Raw genomic sequence first — 26941 nt, 5'->3', positions numbered from 1 at the left:
GTCTTGTCGGATTTTATTCGAATTCGATTCAAGTACAGATCGAATTCGCCGCGCCTTTTAGTTGCATTCGTCTCGACTTGACCCGACTGACTTAGCGGCAGCTCAAAAGCTCCGTGCGCAATGTGGTCCCAACAAGAAACGGGGGCCGCAATGTTCGACTTCAAGGGACAGGGGAAGAGGCTGGCGCTGGTCGCCATGCTCTTCGGGATCAGCGCCGCAGCGCAGGCCGGCGAAAGCCGTCTGCTCTACGCGAGCCTCGGCGACACCACGCGTGCGCCGATCGGCTGGGTCGAGTTCTGCGCGGACAATGCCGCTCAGTGCCAGGGCGCACCGATGCAGCCGCGCGACATCGTGATGTCGCAGGCCGCATGGCGCGACCTCGTCAAGGTCAATCGCTGGGTCAACGAGACCGTCAAGCCTTTGACCGACCAGGAGCACTGGGGCGTGATCGAGAAGTGGTCGCTGCCGACCGACGGCTACGGCGACTGTGAAGACTACGTGCTGTTGAAGCGCAAGATGCTGATCGACGCCGGATGGCCGCGCCAGGCCCTGCTGATCACCGTCGTGCGCGACAAGAAGGGCGAAGGCCACGCGGTGCTGACGGTGAAGACCGACAAGGGCGAGTTCGTTCTCGACAATCAGAACGAGAGCGTCGTTGCCTGGACGGAGACCGGCTACCGCTTCGTCAAGCGCCAGTCGCAGAGCGATCCCAACGTCTGGGTCTCGCTGGGCGATACCAAGCCGGCGGTCTCCACCGCCAGCGCGAAAGACTAGCAGAAAGAGACAACGAGACACGCGACCCGGTCACATCCCCACCCCTCCCCGTCCCAGACCGGTTCGCGCGCGGCCAGCCATCCCCCAATGGCTGGCCGCAACTTTTTGGGAGGAGCTCCAATCAGCCCTGTGACGACCATGGCACGCGCGCGGCGGTGAAATCGCGCCAGGTGCCTTGCAAGGCGGGCCTGACGCCGATCGATGCACGCGCCTGCCAGCCGGCGATCGCGGCGGCCGTGACCGCCATGTCGTTGAAGGCGCCGAGCTCCTCCTGCAAGCCGGCGAGCCTGCGGGCAAATTTCCTCGCGGACTTGCGATCTGCAAACAACGGCAGCAGGAACTCGCTGAGATAGCGCAGCCGCTTGGTCGCGAGCCGCACCCGGTGCAGCTCTTCCATCGTGAGCGACTTGAAGCGGCGGCCGCGCTTGAGCACCCTGGCGTACTGCTCCGAGAGAATGCGCCGCGCGAAATTGACGGCGGGCTCGGCGAGCCGGCCGAGATCTTCGGCGGCGACGTCGTTGCGCCAGCCCCGTGTCTCGATCCAGTTGCCGAGACCGATCAGGAACATGGCGCAGCGGCGGTCGTCGAGCGCGTGATGTGCCCTGCGATAGGCGTCGGACTGGCGCTCGGCCGCAGCCCGGCCGAGCGCATCGAAGCCGGCGACGGAAGGACATGCCTTCGCGATCGCCGGCAAGGTCTCGAGTTGGAACACATCCCAGTCGCGTGCAGCGGACAGGTCTTGCGCCAGCCACCGCGCCTCCGATCGCAGTGCGTCGAGATTGCTGAGCGCGCCGACCGAGCGCATCAGGCCCAGCGCCGAACGGATTCGGCGCAGCGCGACGCGCAGCTGATGCACGCCTTCCGGATTGCGCCCGTCCTCGGCCGCCGGCAGCGACTGAAGCAGATGCAGGAAGCAGGAGCGCAGGATCGTCGCGAACGCCTCGTCGAGCGTCACCGACGGGTCGAGGCGAAGTTTTCGGGGGCGTCTTGCCGCGGGCGGCGTGCCGGCGGCGAGGTCGAAGCCGCGCGCCGATTTGCTGCGGATGGACGGCTTCACCGCGCCGTGCTCGGCCAGCCGCAAGGCGACCTCGAAGATCGTGCTGGCGCTGCCGCTCTTGAGCTCCAGCTCGATCTCGCTCACCGGCAGCGATCGATCACCTGCCGTCAGCGCGCCATGGTCGAAGGCGATCTCGACCGTGCCGGACGGCAGCTCGATCATCCGCGCGTGGCGATGGACGTCGGCGGTGAAGACGGCTTCGAGCGGCAGGGCTTCGAGATGGCTGCGAAGCTTCTCCGGAATGAACGGCATCGCCAGAGCGAGATCTGGCGCAAGCGAGGCTACGCCCGCCTCCCACTCGCCGCGTCGCAGCGGATCGTCCGCTGCGTCGGTCTTCACGGTCTGCACGAAGCGCGCGCCGCTCTGGCGAACGCGCAGGCTGAGGGCGTTGCGCCGGAGCATCCGCTCGGGCGTGTCATAGTAGACGGATTTGAGATGTCTCCGCGAGCCCTTGTTGCGCGCATTGGCCGCGATGACGGGCGCGGCGTTGAAATGCGCCATGCGATCGGCATCGACCAGCAGCTTGAGCTCGATTTCATGGGGATGCGCGGCAACGCTCGACTGCGTCGGCTCCGGCGCGGGCGAGGCGTCTGGCGATGGCGTCTCATCACTCACGGCGCCCCCGACGATTGCAGGCTCGGCCGGATCAACCTGCCTGAGGAAGCCGGCGACGACTTGCGTCCTCTTGTCCTTCGGGACAGCATTCCCTTCCGGCGCGCTCGGGGTCTTGCGAGCCGGTGTTGCGTCTGATTTCAGCATTCGAGGTAACATGACAATTAAATGACAGAGCGACAGCATATAGCCGGTCAGGCCCGCAAGGCATAGTCACGTGACGTCGCGCCGCGTGATTGTCGACTGTCATAATCCGCAGCAAGCTTGCGAACTATATTGTTGAAGAGGTTCGCGGGCGATCGAATCGATGACGAATCTCGTCGTTCTCGAAACCGAGATGGACGCCTTCGCGAGCTCGACTCATGGCTGGCAAAGAAATTCTTTCTGGTTCTGGAGACGCTTAGAAGCCACGCGTCCGATGACAGACCCGCGATTGTGACAAGCGCTGCGAACCGCAACGCGGTTCCGGAGCCCGCAAGTCGGGCGCCGCAGAGGCCACCGGTTCCCCGCGATCAGAGCTAGAAACGTTCCCCCAGATGGCTGGGCCCCTAGGGGCTCGCCGCAACGTGTTGGGCCGAGGCCCCCGCCGTCTCGGTCGGCATCGCGGTCGGCCGCGCGATCAGGGCATAGGCGACCGGCACCACGAACAGCGTGAACAGCGTGCCGATCGACAGGCCCGTCGCGATCACGAGGCCCATGTTGTAGCGCGACACCGCGCCCGCACCGCTCGCGGTGATCAGCGGAACCACGCCGAGCACCATCGCAGCGGTCGTCATCAGGATCGGCCGCAGCCGGATCGCCGCCGCCTCGATGATCGCTTCCGTCGCCGCCTTGCCCTCGAGGCGCAGTTCGTTGGCCACCTCGACCATCAGGATGCCGTGCTTGCTGACGAGGCCCATCAGGGTGAGCAGCCCGACCTGGGTGTAGATGTTGAGGCTGGCGCCGCCGATGCCGAGGCTGATGAAGATCAGGGCGCCGGCCAGCGACATCGGCACCGACACCAGGATCACGATGGGATCGAGGAAGCTGTTGAACAGCGCGGCGAGCGCCAGGAAGATGATGATGACGGCGAACGCGAACGTGGTGACGAAGCCGCCCGACTCCTGTTCGAGCTGCCGCGAGGCGCCCCCGAAATCCACCGTGTAGCCGGCCGGCAGGGTCTTCGCGAGATCCTTGAGCGTGGCGAGCGCGCTGCCCATCGACACCGTCGGCATCGCGACGCCCGAGATCGTCGCCGCATTGATCTGCTGAAAGTGGTTGCGCGACTGCGGGACGGTCCTGTTCTCGAGATGCGCGACGGTCGACAGCGGCACCATCGAATTGTCGCTCGCCTTGATGTAGTAGCTGAGCAACTGGTCCGCGTTGAGCCGCTCGTTCTGCCGCGCCTGCGGGATCACCTTGTAGGAGCGGCCGTCCAGGCTGAAATAGTCGAGATAGTTGCCGCCGAGCATGGTCGCGAGCGAACCGCCGAGGTCGCTCATCTTCAGGCCGAGGTCGCCGGCCTTGTCGCGATCGAAGGTGACCATGGTCTGCGGCTTGTCGATCTTGAGGTCGGTGTCGAGGAAGATGAACTGCCCGCTCTTGAGCGCCTGCACCATGAAATTGCGCGAAACCTCGTTGAGCTCGTCATAGGAGCCGGTCGTGCCGATCACGAACTGGATCGGGAGGCCGTTGCTGCCCGGCAGCGGCGACGGCTGGAAGGCGACCGAGCGCGTGCCCGCGATGGTGTTGAGCAGATTCTGGAAGTCCGGCTGCAGCGTCTTGGTGGTGAGCGCGCGCTGCTCCCAGGGCTTGAGCACCCAGCCGCTGATCACCTGGGTCGAGGCGTCGATCTGGAATACGGTGGCGGTCTCGGGGCGCTTGGCGACGAGGTCATAAAGCTGCCGGCCATAGAACTGCCGCTGCTGGAGCGTCGCCGACGGCGCCGCCGTCGTCAGCGTGAGGATGACGCCCTGGTCCTCGTCCGGCGCCAGCTCGCTGGTCGAGGTCGCATAGAGCCAGGGGATGCCGGCGAGCAACAGCAGCGCGAACACGGCCACGACCGGCTTCATGGTGAACACGGCCTCGAGCCGGCGACGATAGGCGCTGGAGAGCCACTCCAACACGTGGTCGATCCGGCGCACGAGGCGCGCTTCCCAATTGGTCGCGTCGCGCTCGGTCCGGCGCAGCAGCCAGGCGCAGTTCATCGGCGACAGCGTCAGCGCGATCACCGCCGACACCGTCACGGCACCGGCCAGCGTGAAGGCGAATTCGGTGAACAGCGCGCCGGTGAGACCGCCCTGGAAGCCGACGGGCACGTAGACCGCGATCAGCACCACCGTCATGGCGATGATCGGGCTCGCCAGCGCGCGGGCAGACTGGATCGCCGCCTCGACCGGCGCAACGCCCTCGTCGATCAGCCGGTGCACGCTCTCCACCACGATGATGGCGTCGTCGACGACGAGACCGATCGCGAGCACCAGTGCCAGCAGGGTCAGCAGGTTGATCGAGAAGCCCATCAGCAGCATCAGGCCGAACGTGCCGATCAGCGACAGCGGAATCGCGATGACCGGGATCAGGACCGAGCGCCATGAGCCCAGGAACAGGAACACCACGACGATCACGATCACCACCGCCTCGAGCAGCGAGTGGATGACCTCGTTGATCGACGAGTTGACGAAGTCGGTGGAGTCGTAGAGCACCTCGCCGAACAGCCCGTTGGGAAGCTGCGCCTTGATGTCAGGCAGCACCGCCTTCACGCCGTTGATGACGTCGAGCAGATTGGCGGTCGGAGCCGTCTGGATGCCGATGTAGACCGCGGTCTTGCCGTTAAAGCGCGTCTCGCTGTCGTAGTCGTCGTTGCCGAGCGTGACGTTGGCGACGTCGCGCAGGCGGATGATGGCGCCGTTGACGGTCTTGACCACGAGGTTGCGGTACTGCTCCAGCGAATGGAGGTTGGTCGAGGCCGCGAGGTCGACCTGCACCAGCCGGCCCTTGGTCGCGCCGAGGCCGGAGATGTAGTCGTTGCCCGAGAGCGCCGTCGAGACGTCGGTCGCGGTGAGGCCGTAAGCCGCCAGCTTGTCGGGATCGAGCCAGGCGCGGAGTGCGAACTTCTTGGCGCCGAGGAGCTCGGCGGTCTGCACGCCGGCGACGGCCTGCAGCCGCGGCTGCACCACGCGCGTCAGATAGTCGGTGATCTGGTTCGGCGCCAGCACGTCGCTGGCGAAACCGATATACATCGCGTCGATGGTCTGGCCGACCTTGAGCGTGAGCGTCGGCTGCTGCGTGCCGGTCGGAAACTGGTTGAGCACCGAATTGACCTTGGCGTTGATCTCCGTCATCGCCTTGCCGGAATCGTAGTTCAGCCGCAGATTGACCGTGATGGTGCTGGAGCCGGTGACGCTGCTCGACGTCATGTAGTCGATGCCGTTCGCCTGGGCGATGGCGTTCTCGAGCGGCGTCGTGATGAACCCGGCGATGATGTCGGAATCCGCGCCGGCATAGGCGGTGCTCACCGTGACGATGGCGTTCTGCGTGCGCGGGTATTGCAGGATCGACAGCGTCGACATCGAGCGCAGGCCGAGCACGAGGATCAGGGCGCTGACCACGAGCGCCAGCACCGGCCGGCGGATGAAGATATCGGTGAAGCGCATCTTGTCCTGAACTCGTTTCTCGGCACTCTTTGTTGCGGTATCCCGCGCCGTCGTCGCGACGCCTAGTGGTCGACGATGTTGGGCGCGGCCTCCGCCTGCGGCACGTGTGAATTGTCGATCTTGACCGGGCTGCCGTTGCGCAGCTTCAGCTGGCCCGCGACGACCACGGTCTCGCCCGGCTTGATCCCATCGTTGACCGCGACGCGATCGCCTTTCGGCGGCCTCGTCTTGACGAACATCTGCCGTGCGGTGCCCTGCCCGTCATGGAGATCGTCGACGAGGTAGACCAGATCGCCGTAGGAATTGTTGACGATCGCGGTGAGCGGGAGGGTGACGACCTGCTCGGGCTTGCCGACGGCGATCTCGACCTTCGCGAACATGCCGGGCAGCAGCCGGGCCTCGCCGTTGCGCAAGGTGGCGCGAACCTGGACGTTGCGGCTGGCTGAATCCACCTTGGCATTGATAGCCGTGATCTGCCCGGTGAAGCGCTCGGCCGGAAAGGCATCGACCGCGGCCGACACGTCCTGCCCGATGCGGATCGAGGCCAGCGCCTGCTGAGGCAGGTAGAAGTCGACATAGATCGGATCGAGACTTTGCAGCGTGACGATGCTGGTGCCCGCGGAGAGATACTGGCCGAGATCGACGGCGCGGATGCCCAGGCGCCCGGAGAACGGCGCCTTCAACGTCTTCTGCTCGAGCAGAGCCTTCTGCTGCTCCACCAAGGCCTGGGCGTTCTTCAGGTTCGCCTTGTCGCTGTCGACCGTCGCCTGGCTCACCGCGTTGAACTTGATCTGCTCCTCGTCGCGCTTGAGCACGATCGCGTAGTTCTCCGCCGTCGCCTGCAGTGAGCGCAGCTTGGCGAGATCGTCGGTCGCCACCAGCGACAGCAGGGTCTGTCCCGCCGTGACGCTGTCACCCGAGGAGAACTCGATGCTCTGCACGATGCCCGCGACCTGAAGCGCGAGATCGGCGCCGTTGACGGCGCGCAGCGAGCCGACCGCGCTCAGGTTCGACTGCCAGGGCGCGTTCGCGGCGACCACGGTGGAGACGGTCTGCGGCGGATTGGCCATCGCGCCGATGGCCTTCCTGATCATGATCTCCTTGAAGGTCTGGAATCCGTAAAGGCCGCCGAACAGGATCGCCATCCCGCACAGCATGATTGTCATCCGCTTGATCATCGCAACGCGTCCTCGGTCTTCTTGTCGACGCCGGCGAAGTAACCGGCATTGGCGCGCGGCAGCGCGTCCGGCGTTTCATCCACGCGATTCCACCAGCCGCCGCCGAGCGACTGAAACAGCGCGGCGGTGTCGGTGAAGCGCGTCGCCTGCGCCTTGATGCGCGACACCCGCGCGTTGAGATAGGATTCCTGGGCGTTGATGATGTTGGCGTAGGGCACGGCGCCGGTCTTGAACTGCTCGATCGCCATCGCGAGGCTGTCGGCCGTCGCCTTCTCGGCGGCGGCCTGCGCCTTCAGCGTCGCGGCGTCGTACTGGATGGCACGCAGGGAATCCGCGACGTTCTGGAACGCGGTCACCACGGTGCTCTTGTAAAGCGCAAGATCCTGCTCGAAGGCCGCCACATCGGCCTCCTTGGTGTGATACAGCGTTCCGCCGTCGAAGATCTTCTGGCTGACGCTGGAAGCCGCGCTCCAGACGATCGTCTCCGGCGAGAACAGCCGCTCGGGGCCGGTGGCGCCGTAGCTGCCCGAGAGCGTGAGCTGCGGCAGCAGGTTGGCGATGCCGACACCGACGGTTGCGGTCGCCTGATGCAAGGTCGCTTCCGCCTGACGAATGTCCGGCCGCTGCCGCACCAGCGTCGAGGGCAGCGACAATGGCAGCCGGCCGGGCAGGCGAAGATCGGCCAGCCGCACATGCTCGCCGCGGTCCTGGCTCGGCAGCCGGCCGAGATAGGCCATCAGCTGGTTGCGCTGCTGTGCGAGCTGCTTCTGCAGCGGGGCCAGCGTCGCCTTGGCTTGCGCCAGCGTCGCCTCTTGCGACAGCAGGTCGGATTTGGAGATCGCGCCAATGTCGAACTGGCGCTGGATGCGTGCGAGCTGGTCCGACTCCGCCTTGATGATCTCCTCGGTCGCGAGGATCTGGTCGCGCAGCGAGGCATCCGTGATCGCGGCCGTCACCACGTTGGCGGTCAGCGCGAGATAGGTCGCTTCGAGCTTGAAGCCCTGATAGTCGGCCTGGGCCTGCAGCGCCTCGACCTGACGCCGCGTGCCGCCCCAGATGTCGAGCGCGTAGGACACGCTGACGGAGGCGTTGTAGAGCGTGTAGGTCGAACCTTGCGCCGGCCACACCCCCGATTGCGACGTGCTCGTCCGGTCGCGCTCCGCCGAGGCGCTGCCGGACACCTGCGGAAACAGGCTGCCCTGCTGCGCCAGCGCATTCTCCCGCGCATAGCGCAAGGCGAACTGCGCCGCCTGCACGTCGGGATGATTGCGGATGGCTTCCTCGACGAAGGCGTTGAGCTGCCGGGAGCGGAATAGCGCCCACCACGCGCCGGGAATGTCCCTGCCTGTCTCGAAGCCCTGCGAATTGCCGCCGGTCACCGGCGCGCTCGCGGTGGCGGCCGGGCGCTGCTCGCGTGTGTAGCCGTGCACGGCCGGTCCGGCCGGCGAGACGAAGTCCGGTCCGACGGCGCAGGACGCCAGCAGAGCGCCGCAGAGCGCGACGCCGGCCCAGGCCGCGACCCGCGCCGGCCGCCCCCCTCCTGCGACGAAGGGGACGTGCGTGGGCCTGCATGGAAGAGGAGCTGTCAAAGAACTAAACCGTTTAGTTTTTATCCGGCAGGCTGTATGGTGCAGACAGGAACCAAAAGTCAAGCCGTGGAGTTGCCGGTCAAATGACGGTTACGGTGCCCAAGACGCAGATGCGAGAGACCAAAGGATCGGCCGATACGAGTCAGAAGCCGCGCGCCAGGGCCAAGTACAGCCAGATTCTCGACGGCGCCCGCGTTCTCTTTCTCGATCAGGGTTTCGATGCCACCAGCATGGACGCGATCGCGCGCGAGGCCGGGGTCTCGAAGGCGACGCTCTACGTTCATTTCGACGACAAGGACGATCTGCTGCTGGCGCTGGTGAACGAGGAGTGCAAGCGCTTCGGGCCGAAGACGCTATGGCGAGACCACGGCGGCAAGATCGATCTCAGGGCAGAGCTCCACGCCATTGCCACGACGTTCCTCGAAGCCTTTCTCGACCAGCGCGGGCTTGCCGTGCACAGACTCGTGATGTCCTGCGCCTCGCGCTATCCGCGCGTGGCGGAGGTTTTCATGAAGTCCGGACCGGAGCGCTGCGACGCCGAGGTGGCAGCCTTCCTGCGTGCAGCGCAGGCGCAGGGTCTCGTCGACATCTCCGACGTCGCCATGGCGGCCACGCAGTTTCTCAGCCTGATCCAAGGCAAGGAGATCCTGAAATGGGCTCTCTCGATGAAGACGCCGAGCCCGGTCCGCCATCGCGCGCTGATCGAGAATGGCATCAACGTGTTTCTGGCGGCCTATGAGCGACGTCCCGCGGCCGTGAAGGAGACGCGGCGAAAGCCGGCGAAGGCATCTGCGCGCCGCTAGTATCAGGGCGGCTCAGGCGCCCAGCACGTCGGCAAGCCGCCAATCCCCGGCGGCGAGTTCCTTCAGGAACAGTTCGGCCTCGATCTCCTGCAGATGCGACAGCATCAGCGCGCGCGCGGCCTCGCCGTCACGCCGGCCGATCGCCTCGACGATTCCGGCGTGATGATCGGTGCCGCACGCCGGCGTGTCGTGGCGACGGTAGAGCAGGATGATGAGCGAGGAGCGCGCGATCAGCTCCTTCAGGAAGCCGAGATAGATGCTGTGGCCGCTCATCTCGGCGACGAGACGATGAAATTCGCCGGAGAGCCGCACCGAGGCGCGCGTATCGCCGCGCAGCTCCGCCTCGCGCTCCTCGGCGAGATGGCGCTGCAGGCGGTCGATCCAGGCCGGGGACGCCGCATCGATCGCGTGATCGACGATGGCAGGCTCGATCAGGCGCCGCGCCTCGAACACTTCGCGGGCGTCAGCGGGAGTCGGGCGCGCGACGAAGGCGCCGCGGTTCTTCTCGATGTTGACGATGCCCTCATGCGCGAGCTGCTGCAGCGCGGTGCGCACCAGCGTGCGGCTCGCGCCGTAGATGTCGCCGATCTCGTCCTCGCCGAGCTTCGTGCCCGGCAGCAGGCGATGTTCGAGGATCGCGGCGGTCACGCCCTCCCGGATACGGCTGACGCGATCGCTCGCATCTGGCGCATCGGATTTCGGGCGGGTCTTGGCGGCCATTGGTGTGAGGGCTCGATCGGCGACGTTCGGCCGAATGGTAGTCGACGAGCTGTATCCAATCACAGGCGAAACTTTATACAATCCGCGCTCGTTTTGTGTGCAGATGGGTGCGCCGACACCGGCCGGCCAAACGAGCCGGAATTTGACCTAACGATCTGACTCCACTGCACAGTTTTCCGGAGCCGGTCGGCTGAGGGCTATTGGCACGGAGCTTGCGGAGAGAGGCGAGCATCGCCCCTGCTCGGACACGCCATGGCCACTCCCGCCGCTCTCGAACTGGTCGCCGTCACCAAGCGCTACGACACCACGCTGGCGGTCGACAACGTCAACCTGAAGATCCCGGCCGGCACCTATTGCTGCCTGCTCGGCCCCTCCGGCTGCGGCAAGACGTCGACCCTGCGCATGATCGCGGGGCACGAGGCGGTCAGCGAGGGCGACATCATCCTCGGCGCGCAGAACGTCACCGATCTCGAGCCGGCCAAGCGCGGCACGGCGATGATGTTCCAGTCCTACGCGCTGTTTCCGCATCTCTCGGTGCTGGACAATGTCGCCTTCGCCCTGAAGATGCGCGGCGTCGACAAGCCGACGCGGCACAAGCGCGCCGGCGAATTGCTCGAGCTGGTCGCGATGAGCCAATATGCGGGCCGTCTTCCGGCGCAGCTGTCCGGCGGCCAGCAGCAGCGCGTCGCACTCGCCCGCGCGCTCATCACCGAGCCGCAGATCCTCCTGCTCGACGAGCCGCTCTCCGCGCTCGATCCGTTCCTGCGCGTCAGGATGCGCGGCGAGCTGAAACGGCTGCAGCGCGAGCTCGGCATCAGCTTCATCCAGGTCACCCACGGCCAGGAAGAGGCGATGGCGCTCGCCGACCACATCGTGGTGATGAACCACGGCCGCATCGAGCAGCAGGGCACCGCCCGCGACATCTTCCATCATCCCCGCACCGAATTCGTGGCGCGCTTCATCGGCGGCCACAACGTGCTCAGCGACGCCGGCAAGCTCATCGCCGTCCGCGCCGATCAGCTCGGCATCGTGCCGTTCACTGACGGCGCATTCGGTGCGCCGGCGCTGCTGACCCAGACCGAGTACCAGGGCTCCTACATCGCCGTCTCGCTCACGCTCGACGACGGCACGGCCCTGTTCTCCCACGTTCCCGAAGCCGCCTTCGACGTCCACCCGTTCCGTCCGGGCGACCGCGTGCTGGCGACCTGGGATCCCGCCAAGGCGCAACCCCTGCAATAGCGCCGATCGACCACTGGAATGCGCAACAGAGGAGTGATGACATGACCGAGACCACCAGGACGAAGGGCGTCAGCCGCCGCACGCTGCTCAAGGGCACCGCAGGTCTCGCCGGCCTTGCCGCCGGCTCGGGGGCGATCACCGGCTTTCCCTACGTGAAGTCCGCCGACGCGAAGGTGCTTCGCTATCTCGGCACCGCCGTCAACGAGGGCGACGACATCGCGAAGCAGTGCCTGAAGGACACCGGCATCAAGATTGAATACATCACCGCGACCACCGACGACGTCACCAAGCGCGTGATGACCCAGCCGAACTCCTTCGACGTGCTGGACACCGAGTATTTCTCGCTGAAGAAGATCGTTCCGTCGGGCAACATCCTCGCGCTCGACGCCAGGAAGATCAAACAGTTCGACAACATCACGCCTGTCTTCACCAAGGGCGAGACGCCCGGCGGCAAGAAGATCGGCGGCCAGGGCACCGCGCCCTGGAAGGTGCTCTACCTCGAAGGCAAGGACTCCAAGAAATTCGCGACGTCGGCGACCGAATTCGTGACGCTGATCCCCACCGTCTACAACGCCGACACGCTCGGCATCCGCCCCGACCTGATCAAGCGGCCGATCAGCTCGTGGTCCGAGCTGCTCAATCCCGAGTTCAAGGGCAAGGCCTCGATCCTCAACATCCCCTCGATCGGCATCATGGACGCCGCGATGGTCGTGGAAGCCTCCGGCAAGTACAAATATGCCGACAAAGGCAACATGACCAAGGAAGAGATTGATCTCACCATGAAGGTCATGACCGAAGCCAAGAAGGCCGGCCAGTTCCGCGCCTTCTGGAAGGACTTCAACGAGAGTGTCAACCTGATGGCCTCGGGCGAGACCGTCATTCAGTCGATGTGGTCGCCGGCGGTGACGAAGGTGCGCTCGATGGGCATCCCCTGCACTTTCCAGCCGCTCAAGGAAGGCTACCGCTCCTGGGCCTCGGGCTTCTGCGTCTCCAAGGGCGTCTCGGGTGCCAAGCTCGAATGGGCCTATGAGTTCGTGAACTGGTTCCTGTCAGGCTATGCCGGCGCCTATCTCAACCGTCAGGGCTACTACTCCGCCGTGCTCTCCACCGCGAAGGCGCACATGGAGCCCTACGAGTGGGCGTACTGGATGGAAGGCAAGCCGGCCGAGAAGGACATCAAGGCGCCCGACGGTTCGCTCCTGGAAAAGGCAGGCGCCGTGCGTGACGGCGGCTCCTACGAGGACCGCATGGGCGCCGTCGCGTGCTGGAATGCCGTGATGGACGAGAACGACTACATGGTCCGCAAATGGAATGAGTTCATCGCGGCGTAACGTGATGGACACCTCCGAGGACATCCTGCATCACGCATCCCCGGACGCCGTCCGGGGATCTGAGACGGCGCGCCGCGGCAAGGCTGCGCGCCTGTCACCGTCCTTCATCTCCTGGCTCCAGGCCGGGCCGATGATGCTGGTGTTTCTCGCCTTCTTCCTGATCCCGCTGGTCTTCGTCGTCATCGTTTCGTTCTGGGATTACAACGAATACCAGTTGCTGCCGGCCTTCTCCGGCCGCGGTTATACCGACACGTTCGAAGGCTGCATCGCGCAGCTCCCCGAACTCTGCACGATCGGCAAGACCTATCTGAAGACGCTGAAGCTGTGCTTCCTGGTCTGGGCGATCACGCTGTTCATCGGCTTCTGGGTCGCCTATTTCCTCGCCTTCCACGTCAAGTCCAAGACCTGGCAGATGGGCCTGTCGCTGCTGTGCACGATCCCGTTCTGGACGTCCAACGTGATCCGCATGATCGCCTGGATTCCACTGCTCGGGCGCAACGGCCTGGTGAACTCGGGCCTGATGAAGACGGGCCTGATCAACCACCCGATCGAATGGCTGCTGTTCTCCGAATTCTCCGTGGTGCTGGCGCTGGTGCACCTCTTCACCTTCTTCATGGTGGTGCCGATCTTCAATTCGATGATCCGCATCGACAAGTCGCTGATCGAGGCCGCTTATGACGCCGGCGCGACCGGCTTCCAGACGCTCGTCAACGTCATCATTCCCCTGGCCAAGCCCGGCATCGTGATCGGCTCGATCTTCGTCATCACCATCGTGATGGGCGACTTCATCACCATCGGCGTGATGGGCGGCCAGCAGATCGCCGCCGCCGGCAAGATCATCGAGACGCGCGTGAACGCGCTGCAATTCCCGGCGGCCGCCGCGAACGCCGTGATCCTGCTCGTCATCACCTTCCTGATCATCACCATGATGTCGCGCATCGTCGACATCAAGAAGGAGCTCTGAGCATGAGGGAAGGACGTCCTCGCTCTTTCTACGTGCTCGCGATCTTCTTCGCGGCCTATGTGCTGTTCCTCTACGGACCAATGATCGCGATCTACGTGCTGTCGTTCCAGGGGCCACAGGGCGGCCTCACCTTCCCGATGAACGGCGTCTCGACCTTCTGGATCGCAAAGCTGTTCCAGGGCACCGGCATCGTCGATCTCGGCGCGGCCTTTCGCCGCTCGCTGCTGCTTGGCCTTGTCGTGATGGTCCTCACCGTCGTGCTGTCGGTCGCCGCGGGCATGGCGTTCCGCCGCAAGTTCAAAGCGCAAGGCATCCTGTTCTATTCGGCGATCGCGAGCCTGATCGTGCCCTCGATCATCACCTCGCTGGGCATCTCGCTCGAATTCCGCATCATCGACGACCTGATCAAGGCGCATTGGAACGAGAATTTCGAGACCTCGATGGGCCTGCTCACCTCCGGGCTCGGCGCGCATCTGACCTGGACGCTGCCGTTCGGCCTGCTCATCATGTTCGCGATCTTCAACCGCTTCGATCCCAGGCTCGAGGAAGCCGCGCGCGATCTCGGGGCGACGCCGTGGCAGACGTTCCGCCATGTCGTACTGCCGATCATCCTGCCCTCGGTGATCGGCATCGGCCTGTTCGGCTTCACGCTGTCCTGGGACGAGCTCGCGCGCTCCAGCCAGGCGATCGGGGCGGTGAATACATTGCCGCTCGATCTTCAGGGCCTCACTACGACAGTGACGAACCCCGACATCTATGCGCTCGGCACCGTGATCTCGGCCGTTTCGTTCACGGTGATCGCGCTTGCGCTCGGCACCATCGCCATGCTCAACAAGCGGCAGGCGGCCAAGGGCTCGGACGCCGGCAAGGGACTCGTCTGACAAGGGACTTGTCTGATCCGATGCGGCTGCACGTCGTCAATCCAAACACCACCGCGTCGATGACGGCGAAGATCGCCGCTGCGGCGCGCAGCGTCGCCCTGCCCGACACGGTGATCGATGCACGTCAGCCGACGATGGGCCCGGTCTCGATCGAGGGATTTTACGACGAGGCGTTCGCCGTCCCCGGCATGCTCGGCTGCATCCGTGACGCCGACCGTGACGGCGCGGAGGCCCACATCATCGCCTGCTTCGACGACACCGGCCTCGATGCCGCGCGCGCCGCCGCGAAAGCGCCGGTGATCGGCATCGGCGAGGCCGGCTTCCACATGGCGAGCCTGGTCGCCGCGCGCTTCGCCGTGGTGACGACGCTCGGTGTGTCCATTATTCCGATCGAGCACAATCTGAGGAAATATGGGCTCGCCGAACGCTGCACCCGCGTCCGTGCCGCCGAAGTGCCGGTGCTGGCACTGGAAGAGCGCAACACCGATGCGCTCGGCAAAATTTCGGCGGAGATCACTTCCGCAATCCGTGACGACCGCGCCGAGGCCATCGTGCTAGGCTGCGCCGGCATGGCCGATCTCGCCGCGGAGCTCGCCGCCACGCACGGCCTGCCCGTGGTCGACGGCGTCGCCGCAGCGGTGACGCTGGCCGAATCACTGGTGCGGCTGGGACTGACGACGTCGCGGCTCGGCCCGTACGCCGCGCCGCGGGCGAAACCCTATGATGGATTGTTGTCGGGCTTTCGTCCGTAGGTGCAGCACCACATACCTCTGGACTGCATCAGCAGAGCGTCAGTGTGCCCGGCCGACAACAGCGCAAGCTTTTCGCGGCATCGAGTTCCATAATTGTTGTCGCGCCTGTTGCGACCTGCGAGCCTGCGAAGACTTTGATTCGGGGCGCACGCGGGGGCGGAGCATGACGAGATACTTGTCTGCAATGATTGCAGGAGCACTGGCCTGCGCCGCTGTCGCGGGTTCGGCATTGGCCGCCGACATGCCGGTGAAGGCACCGCCGGCTGCGGCGCCGTCATGGTCGGGATTTTACGCCGGTGTTTCGATCGGCGCTCGCTGGGCTGCCAACGACTGGCAGACCAGTGACGTCTCCCCGAACTTTGCCGGCGCGATCGTCCCGACAGCGGGCACAGGCGGCGCAATCGACAGCGTCGCGGCCAGGTTCGGGGGCTATCTCGGCTACAACGCACAGATATCGACATCCTGGATCGCCGGCGTGGAGGCCGATTTCGGGTGGGCCGACAACAAGAAGACGGCGACTCCCTTACCGGGCACAGCTGGGCTCTTCTTCGGCGCCCCTTTGGTCGGCCTTCCATCCGGCACCGTTAAGGAAACATGGGACGGCAGCCTCCGTGGTCGTCTCGGTTATCTCGTCGGGCCCGCTACCTTGGTCTACGGCACGGGCGGCGTGGCGTGGCAGCGCCTCGAACTGAGCGCCAATTGCACCGTCGTTCCCGGAAACTCGTTCTGCTTCGGCAGTGCTCACAATGAAACCTATGCATCGACCAGAGTCGGCTGGACCCTCGGTGGCGGTGTCGAGCACATGATTGGCGGCAATTGGCTTGCGCGCGTCGATTACCGCTATGCCGATTTCGGGACTTGGAGCCAGACCTTCTTCACTGCAGGGGGAGTCGGGATCGGATTCGACGACCGCTTCACCGCGCACGTGAAGGCCCGCACCCACACCGCGACGGTCGGCATCGCCTACAAGTTCTGAAGCGGACTCACTGACAAGAGGCCGCGATCCGCGACGACCGTGCCGAAGCCATACACGGTCTCTGCCGTGATCGACGGCGTCCCTGGCAGCCGTGACGCTGGCCGAATCGCTGGTGCGGCTTGGGCTGACGACATCGCGGCTCGGCCCGTATGCGGCCCCGCGGTCGAAGACTTCCGGAATGTTGTCGAGCTTCGAGTCGTAAGCGTTGCGCAACTGTGCCGCTCCCTGCCGGAAGCGGCGTGTCCTGTCGGCAACATCGTGACCCTATTGCAGCATCGAGTTCCACAATCGTTGTCGCGCTCGCTGCGACCTGCGAGTCTGCAAGAATTCTGATTCGGGACGCGCGCGGGGGCGGTGCATGACGAAATACTTGATCTCAATCGTTGCCGGGACGCTGGCATGGGCTGCCTTGATAGGCCCGGCACTGGCCGCCGACATGCCGGTGAAGGCGCCGCCGGCTGCGGCGCCGTCATGGTCGGGATTTTACGCCGGTGTTTCGATCGGCGCCCGCTGGGGAGACAATGACTGGCGGACCAGCGACGTCGCGCCCGGTCTCGGCGTTGGCATCTTCGTTCCAACGGCCGGGACCGGCGGCGCGATGGATAGCGTCGCGGCCAGGTTCGGCGGCTATCTCGGCTACAACGCGCAGGTCTCGACGTCCTGGGTTGCCGGTGTCGAAGCAAATTTCGGCTGGGCCGATGCCAGCAAGAGGGCCAATCCCGCACCGGGGATCACAGGTCTCTTTTTCGGCGCACCGATGAATGGACTCCCCACCGCCTCGGTGAAGGAAACGTGGGACGGCAACCTCCGCGGCCGCCTCGGCTATCTCGTCGCACCCGCCACCTTGGTCTACGGCACGGGGGGCGTGGCGTGGCAACGCCTCGAATTGAACGCCAATTGCACCGTGTTTCCCGGAAGCTTCTGCACCGGCGCCACTTACAACGAAACCCATGCGTCGACTCGAGTCGGATGGACCGTCGGCGGCGGCGTCGAGCAGATGATCGCCGGTCACTGGCTGGTGCGCGCCGACTACAGCTACGCCGATTTCGGGACGTTCACCCAGACCTTCTTCACCGCGAACGGACTCGCGTTCGACGACCGCTTCACCGCACATGTGAAGGCCCGCACCCACACCGCAACGGTCGGCATCGCCTATAAGTTCTGAGGCGGAAGCACCGACTCGCGCTCCGTCGAACCAGCTCGGCATTGCCTGCCTGGACGGGGACCTGCTGCGTACCGTTGCATTGAGAGCAAGTCGGTATCCCGAAACCTCTTTTTTGGCGAATTCTGTTTGGTCTGGGCGGGCCAGCCTCTTTTTGGTCCCAATTGTTGCCGATCAGTAACACTTTCAGGACGTCCACGGCGGCTCTGAGTCGCTGCTCTGCGCCATTCGCCAAAGTTTCAGTTTGGGTTTTGTCAGCGATGAACGATCTCGCAGCGGACACACGGTCCAACCCCCTGCTTCGGCTTGGCGGCCAGCCCATTGCGCTGACCGCTGCAGCCCTCCTGTTGCTGATTGCGGGAGCGACTTCAATCGCGATCTGGCGTGCCTATACCGGTGCCGCCCCGGAGACCGACCGGGTGGTGGCATCGCGGCAGCTCCAGGCCGGCACGGCCCAGGCATCCGAGCAGCTGGTCGAGAAGACCAAGGGACTGGAGGCGACGCAGCAGGAATCCATCGACCAGCTCCAGCTGGTGCAGGACCAGCTCCTCACGATGAAGCGGCTGATGGCGGCGCAGCAGGCGGATACCAAGCGGCTGTCCGAGCAGGTCGCAAGCCTGAACGAATCCATCGATGGCCTGCGGCAGTCCTTTGCCAGTGCACGGACGACCGACGTCGAAACGCCGTCGGTTACCCGCAGGAAACCGGCCCGGCACCGCGTCCACGCCAGCGCGCGCAAGCGCTCGCGGAGCTGAGCCGATCACCGCGTGACGGAACTTTATTTTCGCCACTTGTGAACTGGATCACATTCGCCCGTATGATTCCGCGCGATGCTCGCCCTTACCGGATGGCGTGAGCCGATTTCAATATCCGGGGCTGGCAAGGTCGTTGACGGTATACTGCGTCAACGGCCTTGTTCTTTAACAGGGCTCCCGCCTCACTCGCAGACGTCGACCCGGCGGTATCGCCATCCCGACGGCGTCATGACACGCTTCCGCGCGACATAGCAGCCGCCATACCCGTCATCATACCCGACGCCATAATAGTAGGGACCGCCGTAATAGGGGTAACCGTAGCCGTAGTAACCGCCGTAATAGCCGGCACCGGCGATACCCGCACCGATTGCGAGCCCCGGCCAGAAACCGCCGCCATGCCAGTGGCGGTGCCCCCAGCCGCCTCCGCCGTGGAAGCCTCCCCCATGGAAGCCGCCGCCCCGCGCCTCAGCCACTTGCGGCACCGACAGCCCGACCGCCACCACGGTCAACGCCGCCATGATCATCTTGCGTAACATCACTCGATCCTCCGCGTGGACACGCTCCACGCTTCAAGCAGGACCAAAGCTAACGTCACTTGGGAATCCGTGACAGCCACACTGTCTCACTTCCGCGCGAGCGTCAGCAGCCGCGGCAGATGCTCTTGACCTTCTTGTCGAGCTGCTTGTTCTCGGCGTTGATGGTGGCATCAGCCGCTCCGCCTCCGCCGGTGCCGGTGGTGACTCCGGCGCCCGGGCCGGATGATTGTGCCGTACCCAGGCTGTTGGTGCCGGGGGGCGGAGCCGGCGAATTGGCAACGCCTCCGGTCGATCCCACAGAGCCTCCGGTCGACCCGCCAACGCCGCCGGTCGCTTGAGCGAACGAAACGGCCGGCATCGCCGCCAGTGCGAAGATCACGGTCATGGTCTTGATGGAGTTGATTGCGGACGATCGGGCCATCGGATTCTCCTTTGCCGGTCAACCGCTGCGGCGAAGACCGGTTCCGGAACAAATGCCGTCACATCAGCTTGAAGACCAGGAGGCCAAATCACGATGACCGATCGCGATCCCTTTGCAGAGGGCGAACGCGCCGCGCGCGAAAACATTCCGGCTGAAGCCAATCCGTATTCAGACGGCAGCGACGAGCATGCGCTCTGGGCCGCCGGCCATGAGAGGATCGCAGGCGCGATCGAAGCGAGTGAATCCGAGGGAAGCTGATCTCAGCCGATCCGCTTCAGGCCCTTCTTGAAGCGCGGACCGTTGGCCACGTAGAACCTGGCCGCACTGCCCATCTTCTGGACCTGCGCATCATCGAGCGTGCGGATCACGCGCGCCGGCGAGCCGATGATCAGCGAGCGCTCGGGGAACTCCTTGCCCTCGGTGATGACGGAGCCGGCACCGACGATGCTGTTGTGGCCGATCTTCGCGCCGTTCATCACGATCGAGCCCATGCCGATCAGCGCGCCCTCCTCGACGGTGCAGCCGTGCAGGATGACGTTGTGGCCGACGGTGCAGTTCTTCCCGATCACCAGCGGAAAGCCGAGATCGGTGTGGCAGGTCGAGCCGTCCTGCACGTTGGCGCCCTCGCCGATCTCGATCCACTCATTGTCGCCGCGCAGCACCGCGCCGAACCAGACGCTCGCACCCGGCTTCAGGCGCACGCGGCCGATCACGGTGGCGGTCTCGGCGATGAAATAATCGCCGTCGGCGGGAAGATCGGGCGCCTGCCCGTCGAGCTCGTAGATCGCCATGGAGGTCTCCTGTCGCGTTGCCCCTTGGCATAGCCAAACGGCGGCGCAGAGGCAAAGGGCCGGCCGCGCTCAAAGCACGGGCATCAGACCAGAATGCCGGCCGCCCGCAGCGTCATCAGGAAGAAGGTGCCGCTCATCATGCTCCAGAAGCTGGCGATGACGGTCGCCATCATCACGAACTCGACACGGCGGCTTTCCACCCGGATGCCGCGCAGCGTGTTGCGCATGATGATGAAGGGCGCGGCGAACACCAGGAACGGAACCGCCGCGAAGGTTTTCGGCGCGACGCCGTCCTGCAGCAGGCCGAAGCCGGCGGGCCGCGGCGCCAGCGCCTGGTATCCGTTCACGAGCGCGCCCGCGAGCGCGAAACCGATGCAGATCGAGAAAAAGGTATTGAGAGCTTCAGGTGTCATCGGAACGGTCCGCCCTTACGCAACGCCACCTCCTTCCTGTGACAAAGAGTGCGGGTTAACGCTACATTATCCTTAAGGGAAGGTTAACACGGCCGGCCGGGCCATGCAGGGCCGCCCCCGTTCCCCGCAGGCCGGAACGCTCCGCGAAATCGCCGTCGCATGCCATATTCGCCGCTGATTCGTCGGCCACCGGCCGATGTCCGGATCGACTTGCGCAACTCATGACGGTGTTTTCGGCAGCTCCCATCAGGCCCCCCCGCACGCGCACCCGCGGGCACGTCGTTCCGATCGTGCTCGGGGGCATTGCCGCCGCATGTGCCGTCGCGCTCGTCGCCTATCTGCTGTGGCCGACCTGGCGCACCAGGGGCGCGAACGCGCCGGATAAGCTGCCGGTGAGCATCGGCGGCACGCTGTTCAACCTGCCGACGGCTGCGATCCGCATGAAGATCCAGCGGCACTCGGGGCCGCAGGAGCGCATCGATCTCGACTTCCTCTATCCGTCGCTGGAGCCGCCCGGCGCGCCCAAGCACGTCACCGCCGACACCGTGGAAACGGCGTTGCAATCGATCGACCGCATCTTCCTGTCGATCGCGGCCCATCACGATGCGCTCGCGCCCGAGCAGCGGACGGCGACGATCTATCCGCGCTACCTCGATCAGGCCGCGACGACGCCCGTGGACGGGCTGACGATGCGGATGTTCCGCACCGATACGCCTTACGGCAGCGAGGATCTCTATTCCGCTGCGAGCCCCGCGCTGACCGCGCGCTGCACGCGCGATGCGGCCACCCCGGGCATGTGCCTCTCGGAGCGCCGCGTCGGCGGCGCCGACCTCACCTTCCGCTTTCCACGCAGCTGGCTGTCGCAATGGCGTGACGTCGCGGACGCGATGGACAGGCTGACGGCGCAGCTGCGCGGGCCGAAGAGCTGAGCTCGGCCGCTCTCCCCTGGCCCGCCGCAAGTCCGAAGCCCTGACAAAACATCGAAAACAACCCCATGCACAGTAGCCAAGCCTCTGCGCTTGTTCGTATTTTTCGAAGTAAATTTGACCCATCGGGCATGGGGTGACGGTCGCGGAGGCGACCGCGCAGCTCCGGGTTCTCGACAGGACATAGCTCTCGCGGCGGCGAGGTCCGTCCACCCCTGACAGAGGCCTCAGTCCCGAATCTTCTGCGCCCGATACAGGCTCGGCGTCGTCCCGACCGCCTTGCGGAAGGCGCGGTTGAAATTGGCCTGCGACGAAAATCCCGTGGCGTAAGCAATGTCGACCAGCGGACGATCGCTGGTCGACAAGAGATGCCTGGCGAGGTCGAGGCGCTGCCGGCTGACATATTCATGCGGCGCCGCGCCGGTCGCGGCCTTGAAGCTGCGGGAGAAATGCGCCGGGCTCATGCAGGCCACTGACGCCAGATCCTTCACTGTGAATTCTCGATCGACGGACGCCGCGATGAACTCCGTCACGCGCGACAGGCGCCTGGCGTCCAGCGGTTTCTGAACGGCATGGGATTGCTTCAGGCGGACCGAGGTGGCCGAATAGCTGTGAACGAGATGAGCCGACAGGGCCCGTCCCAGGCTCTCGATCAGGAGGCGACCGGTCGAGGTCTCATGTTCGAGCTCGCCAAGGATCCGGTCCGCGACGTGCTCGATGAAGATGTCCTGGTCGATGCTCTCGTAGCGGATCGACATTCCGGACGGGTCGATGTCGAGATCCCTGAGCATTGTATCATCGAACGGTTCGCCCGGCAGGAAGACATGCAGGCATTCCTGCATCGGGTTCTCGACGCGGATGAAATCCTCGCGGATGCCGGCCGGACAGAGCCAAACGGTGCCCCTCCTGGCGAAGGTGCGCTGACGCATCCCCGCGCCCTCGCGGTCGACCACCGAATTGCCGCGGAGCAGGATCGCGATCTCGGTGTCGCGCGGCAATTGCGGCGGCAGATCGCCCGGATCATGGGTCCAACGCTCCGCGAGCAGGTGCGACCAACGCCGCTCGTTGGATGTCTGAAGCATTCTGCCGGTAACATATTTATCGACAGAATTGCCGAGCATACCCATCGTGTCTCTCCGTCAGATAACGCGATGTGCGGGTCATAGGTAGTGCCGGATCCAGCAATTAGCATGCCAGAGACCGGCCCGGGCGTCCACCGGCCGAGAGCAGGCTGGGACAACAACACCGCACATTTTGAGAAGCCAGGCCGGGCCTGACGACCGCATCCTTCGGATTGCCTCAAATCAGGAAGCGGAGAGATCCATGGCAAGGACCACGGTCATCGGCGCATGCCCCCACGATTGCCCGGACACCTGCTCGATTCTGACCACGGTCGAGGACGGCAAGGCCGTCGCCGTCCGCGGCAATCCCGACCATCCGTTCACGCGCGGACGGCTTTGCGTCAAGGTCAACAACTACGAGGAGCGTGTCTACAGTGACAAGCGCGTCCTGTATCCGCTCAAACGCGTCGGACCGAAGGGCACCAGGCAATTCCAGCGGATCTCCTGGGAGGAAGCGCTCGCGACCATTGCCTCGCGCTGGACATCCGTCATTGCCGAGGATGGTGCGCAGGCGATCCTACCCTACAGCTATCTGGGCACGCAGGGCATCATCAATGGGCTGAACGTCGGCGATCCCCTCTTCAACAAGCTCGGCGCGACGGTTCTGGAGCGCACCTTCTGCGATTCCGGCTCTTGCACCGCGTACATGATGACGATCGGGCACACGCCGGGCGTCGATCCCGAAAGCTTCGTGCACTCGAAGTACATCATCCTGTGGGCCTGCAACACACTGAGCACAAACTCGCATCACTGGCCGTTCATCGAGCAGGCCAAAAAGGCCGGTGCCAAGCTCGTGGTGATCGATCCCGTCCGCACCCGCACCGCCCGCCTCGCCGACTGGCATATTCCGATCCGTCCCGGCACCGACGCTGCGCTGGCGCTCGCGATGATCCACGTCATCATCAAGGAGAATTTGATCGATCGCGACTATATCGACAAATACACCGTGGGCTACGACGAGCTGGCCGAACGGGCGTCCAGCTACACACCCGAATTCGCCTCGCAGGAAACCGGCATTCCGGTCGACGACATCGTCAAGCTGGCGCGGGAATATGCGACGACACCTCCGGCCGTCGTGCGCATCGGCGTCGCGGTCGAGCGGCATGCCGGCGGCGGTCAGACCGTGCGTGCGATCGCCTGTCTTCCGGGACTGATCGGCGCCTGGAAGCACGTCGGCGGCGGGCTGCTCCAGCTCCCGATCTGGGCTTTCCCGGTCAGATGGGACGTGCTGATGCGTCCCGATCTCCAGCCGGAGAAGATGCGCGTGCTCAATTCCTGGCGCCTCGGAGCGGCGCTGACGGGCGAACTCGGCTTCGATCCACCGATCAAGGCGCTGTTCGTCTACAACGCCAATCCAATGGCGATGGTGACCGAACAGGGCAAGCTCGAAAAGGGATTGGAACGCGAGGATCTCTTCACCGTCGTCAGCGAGCACTTCCTGACCGACACTGCGAAATACGCCGACATCGTTCTGCCTGCGACCACGCAGCTCGAGCAGAAGGACATCATGTTCTCCTGGGGGCATCTTTATCTATCCTACAACAACCAGGCGATCGCGCCGCTCGGCGAAGCCGTGTCCAACACCGAGCTGTTTCGCCGGCTCGCGCGCGCGATGGGCATCACGGACCCCTCCTTCTTCCGGAGCGACGACGAGATCATCGAAGCCTCCCTCGACTGGAGCAGCCCGGTTCTGGCAGGCATCACGCTCGACGACGTCAAGGCCAAGGGCTACGCGCGCCTCAACATGCCCGCGCCGGCCGACTGGGCACCACACCGCGAGGGAAATTTTCCGACCGCATCAGGGAAGTGCGAGTTCAGCTCGAGCATCGCCGCCGGCGGCAACTTCGTGGTGCCGCTGTTCCGCCAGGGCTACAATGGCGATCAGGACGCCGCGCCGGTCGATCCTCTGCCCCACTACATCCCGCCGAACGAGAACCCGCGCACGGCGCCCATGCTCGCAACGCGCTATCCGCTCAGCCTGATCTCGCCGAAGAGCCACGCCTTCCTGAATTCGAACTACGGCAACCTGCCGGCGCAGACCGCGCAAGCGGGCGAGGAACAAGCGGTGCTCCTCAATCCGGACGATGCGGCACAGCGTGGCATCGTCGCGGGCGCGCCCATTCGCGTGTTCAACGATCGTGGCGCGTTCGAGGCCTTCGCGACCGTTTCGGCCGACGTCATGCCGGGTGTGGTGGTGGCCCCGTCCGGCTACTGGCAGCGATCCAATCGCAGGGCGCGACGGTTCACGTGCTGACGCCTCCCGCCTTCGCCGACCTCGGCCGTGCCCCAACATTCTCGGACATCCTCGTTCAGGTCAGCGGGGCCTGACGATGACATATGTGGTCACCGACAATTGCCGCGGCTGCCGCTACACCGAATGCGTTACCGTCTGTCCCGTGGAGTGTTTCCACGTCGACGACACCATGACGTACATCGATCCGGAAAACTGCATCGATTGCGGTGGCTGCGCGCCGGCTTGCCCGGTCGGCGCGATCGAGCCCGACTACCGCCTCGCCGCGGACAAGAAGTACTGGATCGACGTCAACCGCAAGCGCGCGAGCGAAACTCCCGTCATCAGTGCGCGCCTGCCGGCCCTGCCGGGGGCCGATGAACGCAGGCAGGCGCTGGGCCGATGACGGGGTCCGCTGCAAACAAAAACCGCATCGCCGTCGTCGGCAGCGGACCGAGCGGCTTCTACACCACCGAGGCCCTGTTGCGCTCGGGCGTGCCCTTGACTGTCGACATGTTCGAGCGGCTCCCGGTACCGTACGGGCTGGTGCGGTTCGGCGTAGCCCCCGACCATCCGAAGCTCAAGCAGGTCACTGCGGCCTTCGACCGGATCGCCGCCATGCCCGGGTTTCGCTTCATCGGCGGCGTGACCATCGGAGACGACCTCACGATCGACGAGCTGCGCGAGGCCTATGACGCCGTCGTGCTAGCGACAGGCGCGGAACTGAGCCGGGCGCTCGACATCCCCGGCGAAGCTCTCCCGGGCAGCCATACGGCGGGCGAATTTGTCGCGTGGTACAACGGACATCCGCAGTTTGCGGATCTGCGGTTCGATCTCCATCATGAGACCGCGATCGTCATCGGCCACGGCAATGTCGCTCTCGACGTGGCGCGCATCCTCGCCAAGACCGCGGACGAGCTGCGCCGGACCGACATCGCGCGCCACGCGCTCGACGTGCTCGCCGAGAGCCGGATCCGCGAAATCCACGTCGTCGGCCGCGGCGGACCGGCGCAGGCCAGGTTCACCGCAAAGGAATTGCGTGACTTTCTCGAACTCGACACATGCGACACTTGCGTCGACATGGGCAACGTCGCCCCCGATGAATTCGAGCCGCGACCTCCCGACGATCCGGAGCTGACCGAAAAATTGTCGTTGCTGCGCGCGTTCTCGCGGACGTCCGTGACGAAGCAGCGGCGCTGCGTTTTTCGATTTCGTCTGTCACCCGTCGCGCTCCGAGGACGGGACCGCCTGGAGGCCATCGCGTTCAAGCAGGCGTCGGGCGCCATCGAGGACATCGCATGCGGCCTCTCGCTCAGCAGCGTCGGCCGGAAGACCACACCGGTGGCTGGGGTTCCCTACGACGCGCGTCGGGGCGTGCATGCGAACGTCGACGGACGTGTCGCAGTCGATGGTTCGGTGATCGAGGGCCTCTATGTCTGCGGATGGAGCAAACGCGGGCCGAACGGCACGATCGGCACCAATCGCGGCTGCGGGATTGCGACCGCAGAGGCCGTCCTAACGGATATCACCCATCGACGGCCGCGCTCGGATACACCTGAGGCACTGCTTGCGCGCCTGACCGGCCGCGTCGCACGCATCGTGAGCTATCCCGATTGGGGCACGATCGACGCGGCCGAGAAGCGCAGGGGAGCCGAACTGGGCAAGCCCCGGGAGAAATTCGTCACGATCCCCGACATGCTCGCCGCGATGGATGCGTGACGCCGAGCTTTGCAGGCGCCTGCTCTACTCCTGATCGACGAGATCGTCCTCGAGGATGGCCATCTGGAACTGGAACGAGCGATCGTCGTCCTCGTCGTCGACGAAGAGCACGCCGATGAATTCCTCGCCGATATAGACTTCGGCGGAATCGTCCTTCTTCGGCCGCGGCACGACGCGGATCTTGGGATTGCCGAATACGCGCTTCAGATACGCATCTAACTTTCTGACTTCTTTGACGTCCACGGCAAGCCTCCGATCGAAATTGGTCGGCGGGGTTTTAGGACGAGACGCGACGAACCGCCAGCATGAATTGTCAAACAATCTGGGGACGAAAAAGGGCCGGAAATCCGGCCCTTTCA

General features: G+C 65.0%; 25 protein-coding genes and 1 pseudogene. 15 read left to right on the top strand and 11 right to left on the bottom strand.

The features are described 5' to 3' along the window. Positions 1–150 precede the first annotated feature (150 nt). Positions 151–774, top strand: a complete 624-nt coding sequence (locus tag AX729_RS00340; protein WP_061019910.1) for a transglutaminase-like cysteine peptidase — start codon at positions 151–153, stop codon at positions 772–774. Positions 775–895: 121 nt separating this feature from the next. Here AX729_RS00340 and AX729_RS00335 read toward each other — a convergent pair whose 3' ends face one another. From AX729_RS00335 to AX729_RS00320, 4 genes are all read right to left on the bottom strand, one after another. After that, positions 896–2590 (bottom strand): CYTH and CHAD domain-containing protein, encoded by a 1695-nt coding sequence (locus AX729_RS00335; protein ID WP_061019909.1) that lies wholly within the window; start codon positions 2588–2590, stop codon positions 896–898. 401 nt (positions 2591–2991) lie between these two features. Further along, a complete protein-coding gene (locus tag AX729_RS00330; protein WP_061019908.1) occupies positions 2992–6075 on the bottom strand; it encodes an efflux RND transporter permease subunit in 3084 nt (1027 codons plus the stop codon). Positions 6076–6137: 62 nt separating this feature from the next. Next, positions 6138–7253 (bottom strand): efflux RND transporter periplasmic adaptor subunit, encoded by a 1116-nt coding sequence (locus AX729_RS00325; protein WP_061019907.1) that lies wholly within the window; start codon positions 7251–7253, stop codon positions 6138–6140. Further along, a complete protein-coding gene (locus AX729_RS00320; protein ID WP_061019920.1) occupies positions 7250–8737 on the bottom strand; it encodes an efflux transporter outer membrane subunit in 1488 nt (495 codons plus the stop codon). The genes AX729_RS00325 and AX729_RS00320 overlap by 4 nt, the downstream gene beginning before the upstream one ends. 188 nt (positions 8738–8925) lie before the next feature. Here AX729_RS00320 and AX729_RS00315 point away from each other — a divergent pair, with 188 nt between their 5' ends. Then, positions 8926–9645 (top strand): TetR/AcrR family transcriptional regulator, encoded by a 720-nt coding sequence (locus AX729_RS00315; RefSeq protein ID WP_245324992.1) that lies wholly within the window; start codon positions 8926–8928, stop codon positions 9643–9645. A 12-nt stretch (positions 9646–9657) separates the two neighbouring features. On the opposite strand, the gene AX729_RS00310 is transcribed toward AX729_RS00315, so the two are convergent. Continuing rightward, positions 9658–10365 (bottom strand): GntR family transcriptional regulator, encoded by a 708-nt coding sequence (locus AX729_RS00310; RefSeq protein ID WP_061019906.1) that lies wholly within the window; start codon positions 10363–10365, stop codon positions 9658–9660. 252 nt (positions 10366–10617) lie between these two features. On the opposite strand from AX729_RS00310, the gene AX729_RS00305 reads away from it, so the two are divergent. The 8 genes from AX729_RS00305 (at position 10618) to AX729_RS00270 (ending at position 18425) form a co-directional block, all read left to right on the top strand. Beyond that, entirely contained in the window at positions 10618–11604 is a 987-nt protein-coding gene (locus tag AX729_RS00305) for an ABC transporter ATP-binding protein (RefSeq protein WP_061019905.1), read from the top strand. A gap of 41 nt (positions 11605–11645) precedes the next feature. After that, positions 11646–12935, top strand: a complete 1290-nt coding sequence (locus AX729_RS00300) for an ABC transporter substrate-binding protein (protein ID WP_061019904.1) — start codon at positions 11646–11648, stop codon at positions 12933–12935. 4 nt (positions 12936–12939) lie between these two features. Further along, positions 12940–13899 (top strand): ABC transporter permease, encoded by a 960-nt coding sequence (locus tag AX729_RS00295; protein WP_061019903.1) that lies wholly within the window; start codon positions 12940–12942, stop codon positions 13897–13899. 2 nt (positions 13900–13901) lie between these two features. Continuing rightward, positions 13902–14780, top strand: a complete 879-nt coding sequence (locus AX729_RS00290; protein WP_061019902.1) for an ABC transporter permease — start codon at positions 13902–13904, stop codon at positions 14778–14780. Positions 14781–14800: 20 nt separating this feature from the next. Then, a complete protein-coding gene (locus tag AX729_RS00285) occupies positions 14801–15532 on the top strand; it encodes an aspartate/glutamate racemase family protein (protein ID WP_061019901.1) in 732 nt (243 codons plus the stop codon). Positions 15533–15761: 229 nt separating this feature from the next. Next, positions 15762–16508 carry an outer membrane protein gene (locus AX729_RS00280; protein ID WP_245324990.1) on the top strand — a complete coding sequence of 249 codons (747 nt, stop codon included), beginning with the start codon at positions 15762–15764 and terminating at the stop codon, positions 16506–16508. A gap of 358 nt (positions 16509–16866) precedes the next feature. Next, complete coding sequence (locus tag AX729_RS00275; RefSeq protein ID WP_061019900.1) at positions 16867–17673, top strand: outer membrane protein; 807 nt, start codon at positions 16867–16869, stop codon at positions 17671–17673. A 257-nt stretch (positions 17674–17930) separates the two neighbouring features. After that, a complete protein-coding gene (locus AX729_RS00270; RefSeq protein ID WP_061019899.1) occupies positions 17931–18425 on the top strand; it encodes a hypothetical protein in 495 nt (164 codons plus the stop codon). A 182-nt stretch (positions 18426–18607) separates the two neighbouring features. On the opposite strand, the gene AX729_RS00265 is transcribed toward AX729_RS00270, so the two are convergent. Continuing rightward, positions 18608–18961, bottom strand: coding sequence for a hypothetical protein (locus tag AX729_RS00265; protein WP_061019898.1), 354 nt, complete (start codon positions 18959–18961; stop codon positions 18608–18610). Between the two features lie 103 nt (positions 18962–19064). After that, entirely contained in the window at positions 19065–19382 is a 318-nt protein-coding gene (locus AX729_RS00260; protein WP_082770306.1) for a hypothetical protein, read from the bottom strand. Between the two features lie 93 nt (positions 19383–19475). Between AX729_RS00260 and AX729_RS40320 the strand changes: the two genes are divergently transcribed. Continuing rightward, entirely contained in the window at positions 19476–19640 is a 165-nt protein-coding gene (locus AX729_RS40320; protein ID WP_197433510.1) for a hypothetical protein, read from the top strand. Positions 19641–19642: 2 nt separating this feature from the next. Here AX729_RS40320 and AX729_RS00255 read toward each other — a convergent pair whose 3' ends face one another. Further along, positions 19643–20173: a gamma carbonic anhydrase family protein gene (locus AX729_RS00255; RefSeq protein WP_061019897.1), complete on the bottom strand. Its 531-nt coding sequence runs from the start codon at positions 20171–20173 to the stop codon at positions 19643–19645. Positions 20174–20256: 83 nt separating this feature from the next. Continuing rightward, on the bottom strand, positions 20257–20586 hold the full coding sequence (locus tag AX729_RS00250) for a DUF6949 family protein (protein WP_061019896.1): 330 nt from the start codon (positions 20584–20586) through the stop codon (positions 20257–20259). Between the two features lie 221 nt (positions 20587–20807). Here AX729_RS00250 and AX729_RS00245 point away from each other — a divergent pair, with 221 nt between their 5' ends. After that, positions 20808–21515 (top strand): hypothetical protein, encoded by a 708-nt coding sequence (locus tag AX729_RS00245; RefSeq protein WP_061019895.1) that lies wholly within the window; start codon positions 20808–20810, stop codon positions 21513–21515. A gap of 224 nt (positions 21516–21739) precedes the next feature. Here the strand turns inward: AX729_RS00245 and AX729_RS00240 are convergent, their stop codons facing one another. Beyond that, positions 21740–22594, bottom strand: a complete 855-nt coding sequence (locus AX729_RS00240; protein ID WP_082770305.1) for an AraC family transcriptional regulator — start codon at positions 22592–22594, stop codon at positions 21740–21742. 241 nt (positions 22595–22835) lie between these two features. Between AX729_RS00240 and AX729_RS00235 the strand changes: the two are divergent. From AX729_RS00235 to AX729_RS00225, 3 genes and pseudogenes are all read left to right on the top strand, one after another. Continuing rightward, positions 22836–24961: pseudogene (locus AX729_RS00235) on the top strand (molybdopterin-containing oxidoreductase family protein). A gap of 2 nt (positions 24962–24963) precedes the next feature. Beyond that, positions 24964–25269: a ferredoxin family protein gene (locus AX729_RS00230; RefSeq protein ID WP_061019893.1), complete on the top strand. Its 306-nt coding sequence runs from the start codon at positions 24964–24966 to the stop codon at positions 25267–25269. Continuing rightward, complete coding sequence (locus AX729_RS00225) at positions 25266–26582, top strand: FAD-dependent oxidoreductase (protein WP_061019892.1); 1317 nt, start codon at positions 25266–25268, stop codon at positions 26580–26582. Before AX729_RS00230 ends, AX729_RS00225 begins: the two co-directional genes overlap by 4 nt. Before the next feature lie 24 nt (positions 26583–26606). Here AX729_RS00225 and AX729_RS00220 read toward each other — a convergent pair whose 3' ends face one another. Next, the gene (locus AX729_RS00220; protein WP_007602550.1) at positions 26607–26825 is read right to left on the bottom strand and encodes a DUF3126 family protein; all 219 of its coding nucleotides are present in this window, start codon (positions 26823–26825) and stop codon (positions 26607–26609) included. Positions 26826–26941 lie beyond the last annotated feature (116 nt).

The organism is Bradyrhizobium sp. CCH5-F6, from assembly GCF_001556045.1.
Classification (GTDB): domain Bacteria; phylum Pseudomonadota; class Alphaproteobacteria; order Rhizobiales; family Xanthobacteraceae; genus Bradyrhizobium.
The sequence above is the reverse complement of the archived record's forward strand: the minus strand, read 5'-3'. Positions and strand labels throughout refer to the sequence as shown.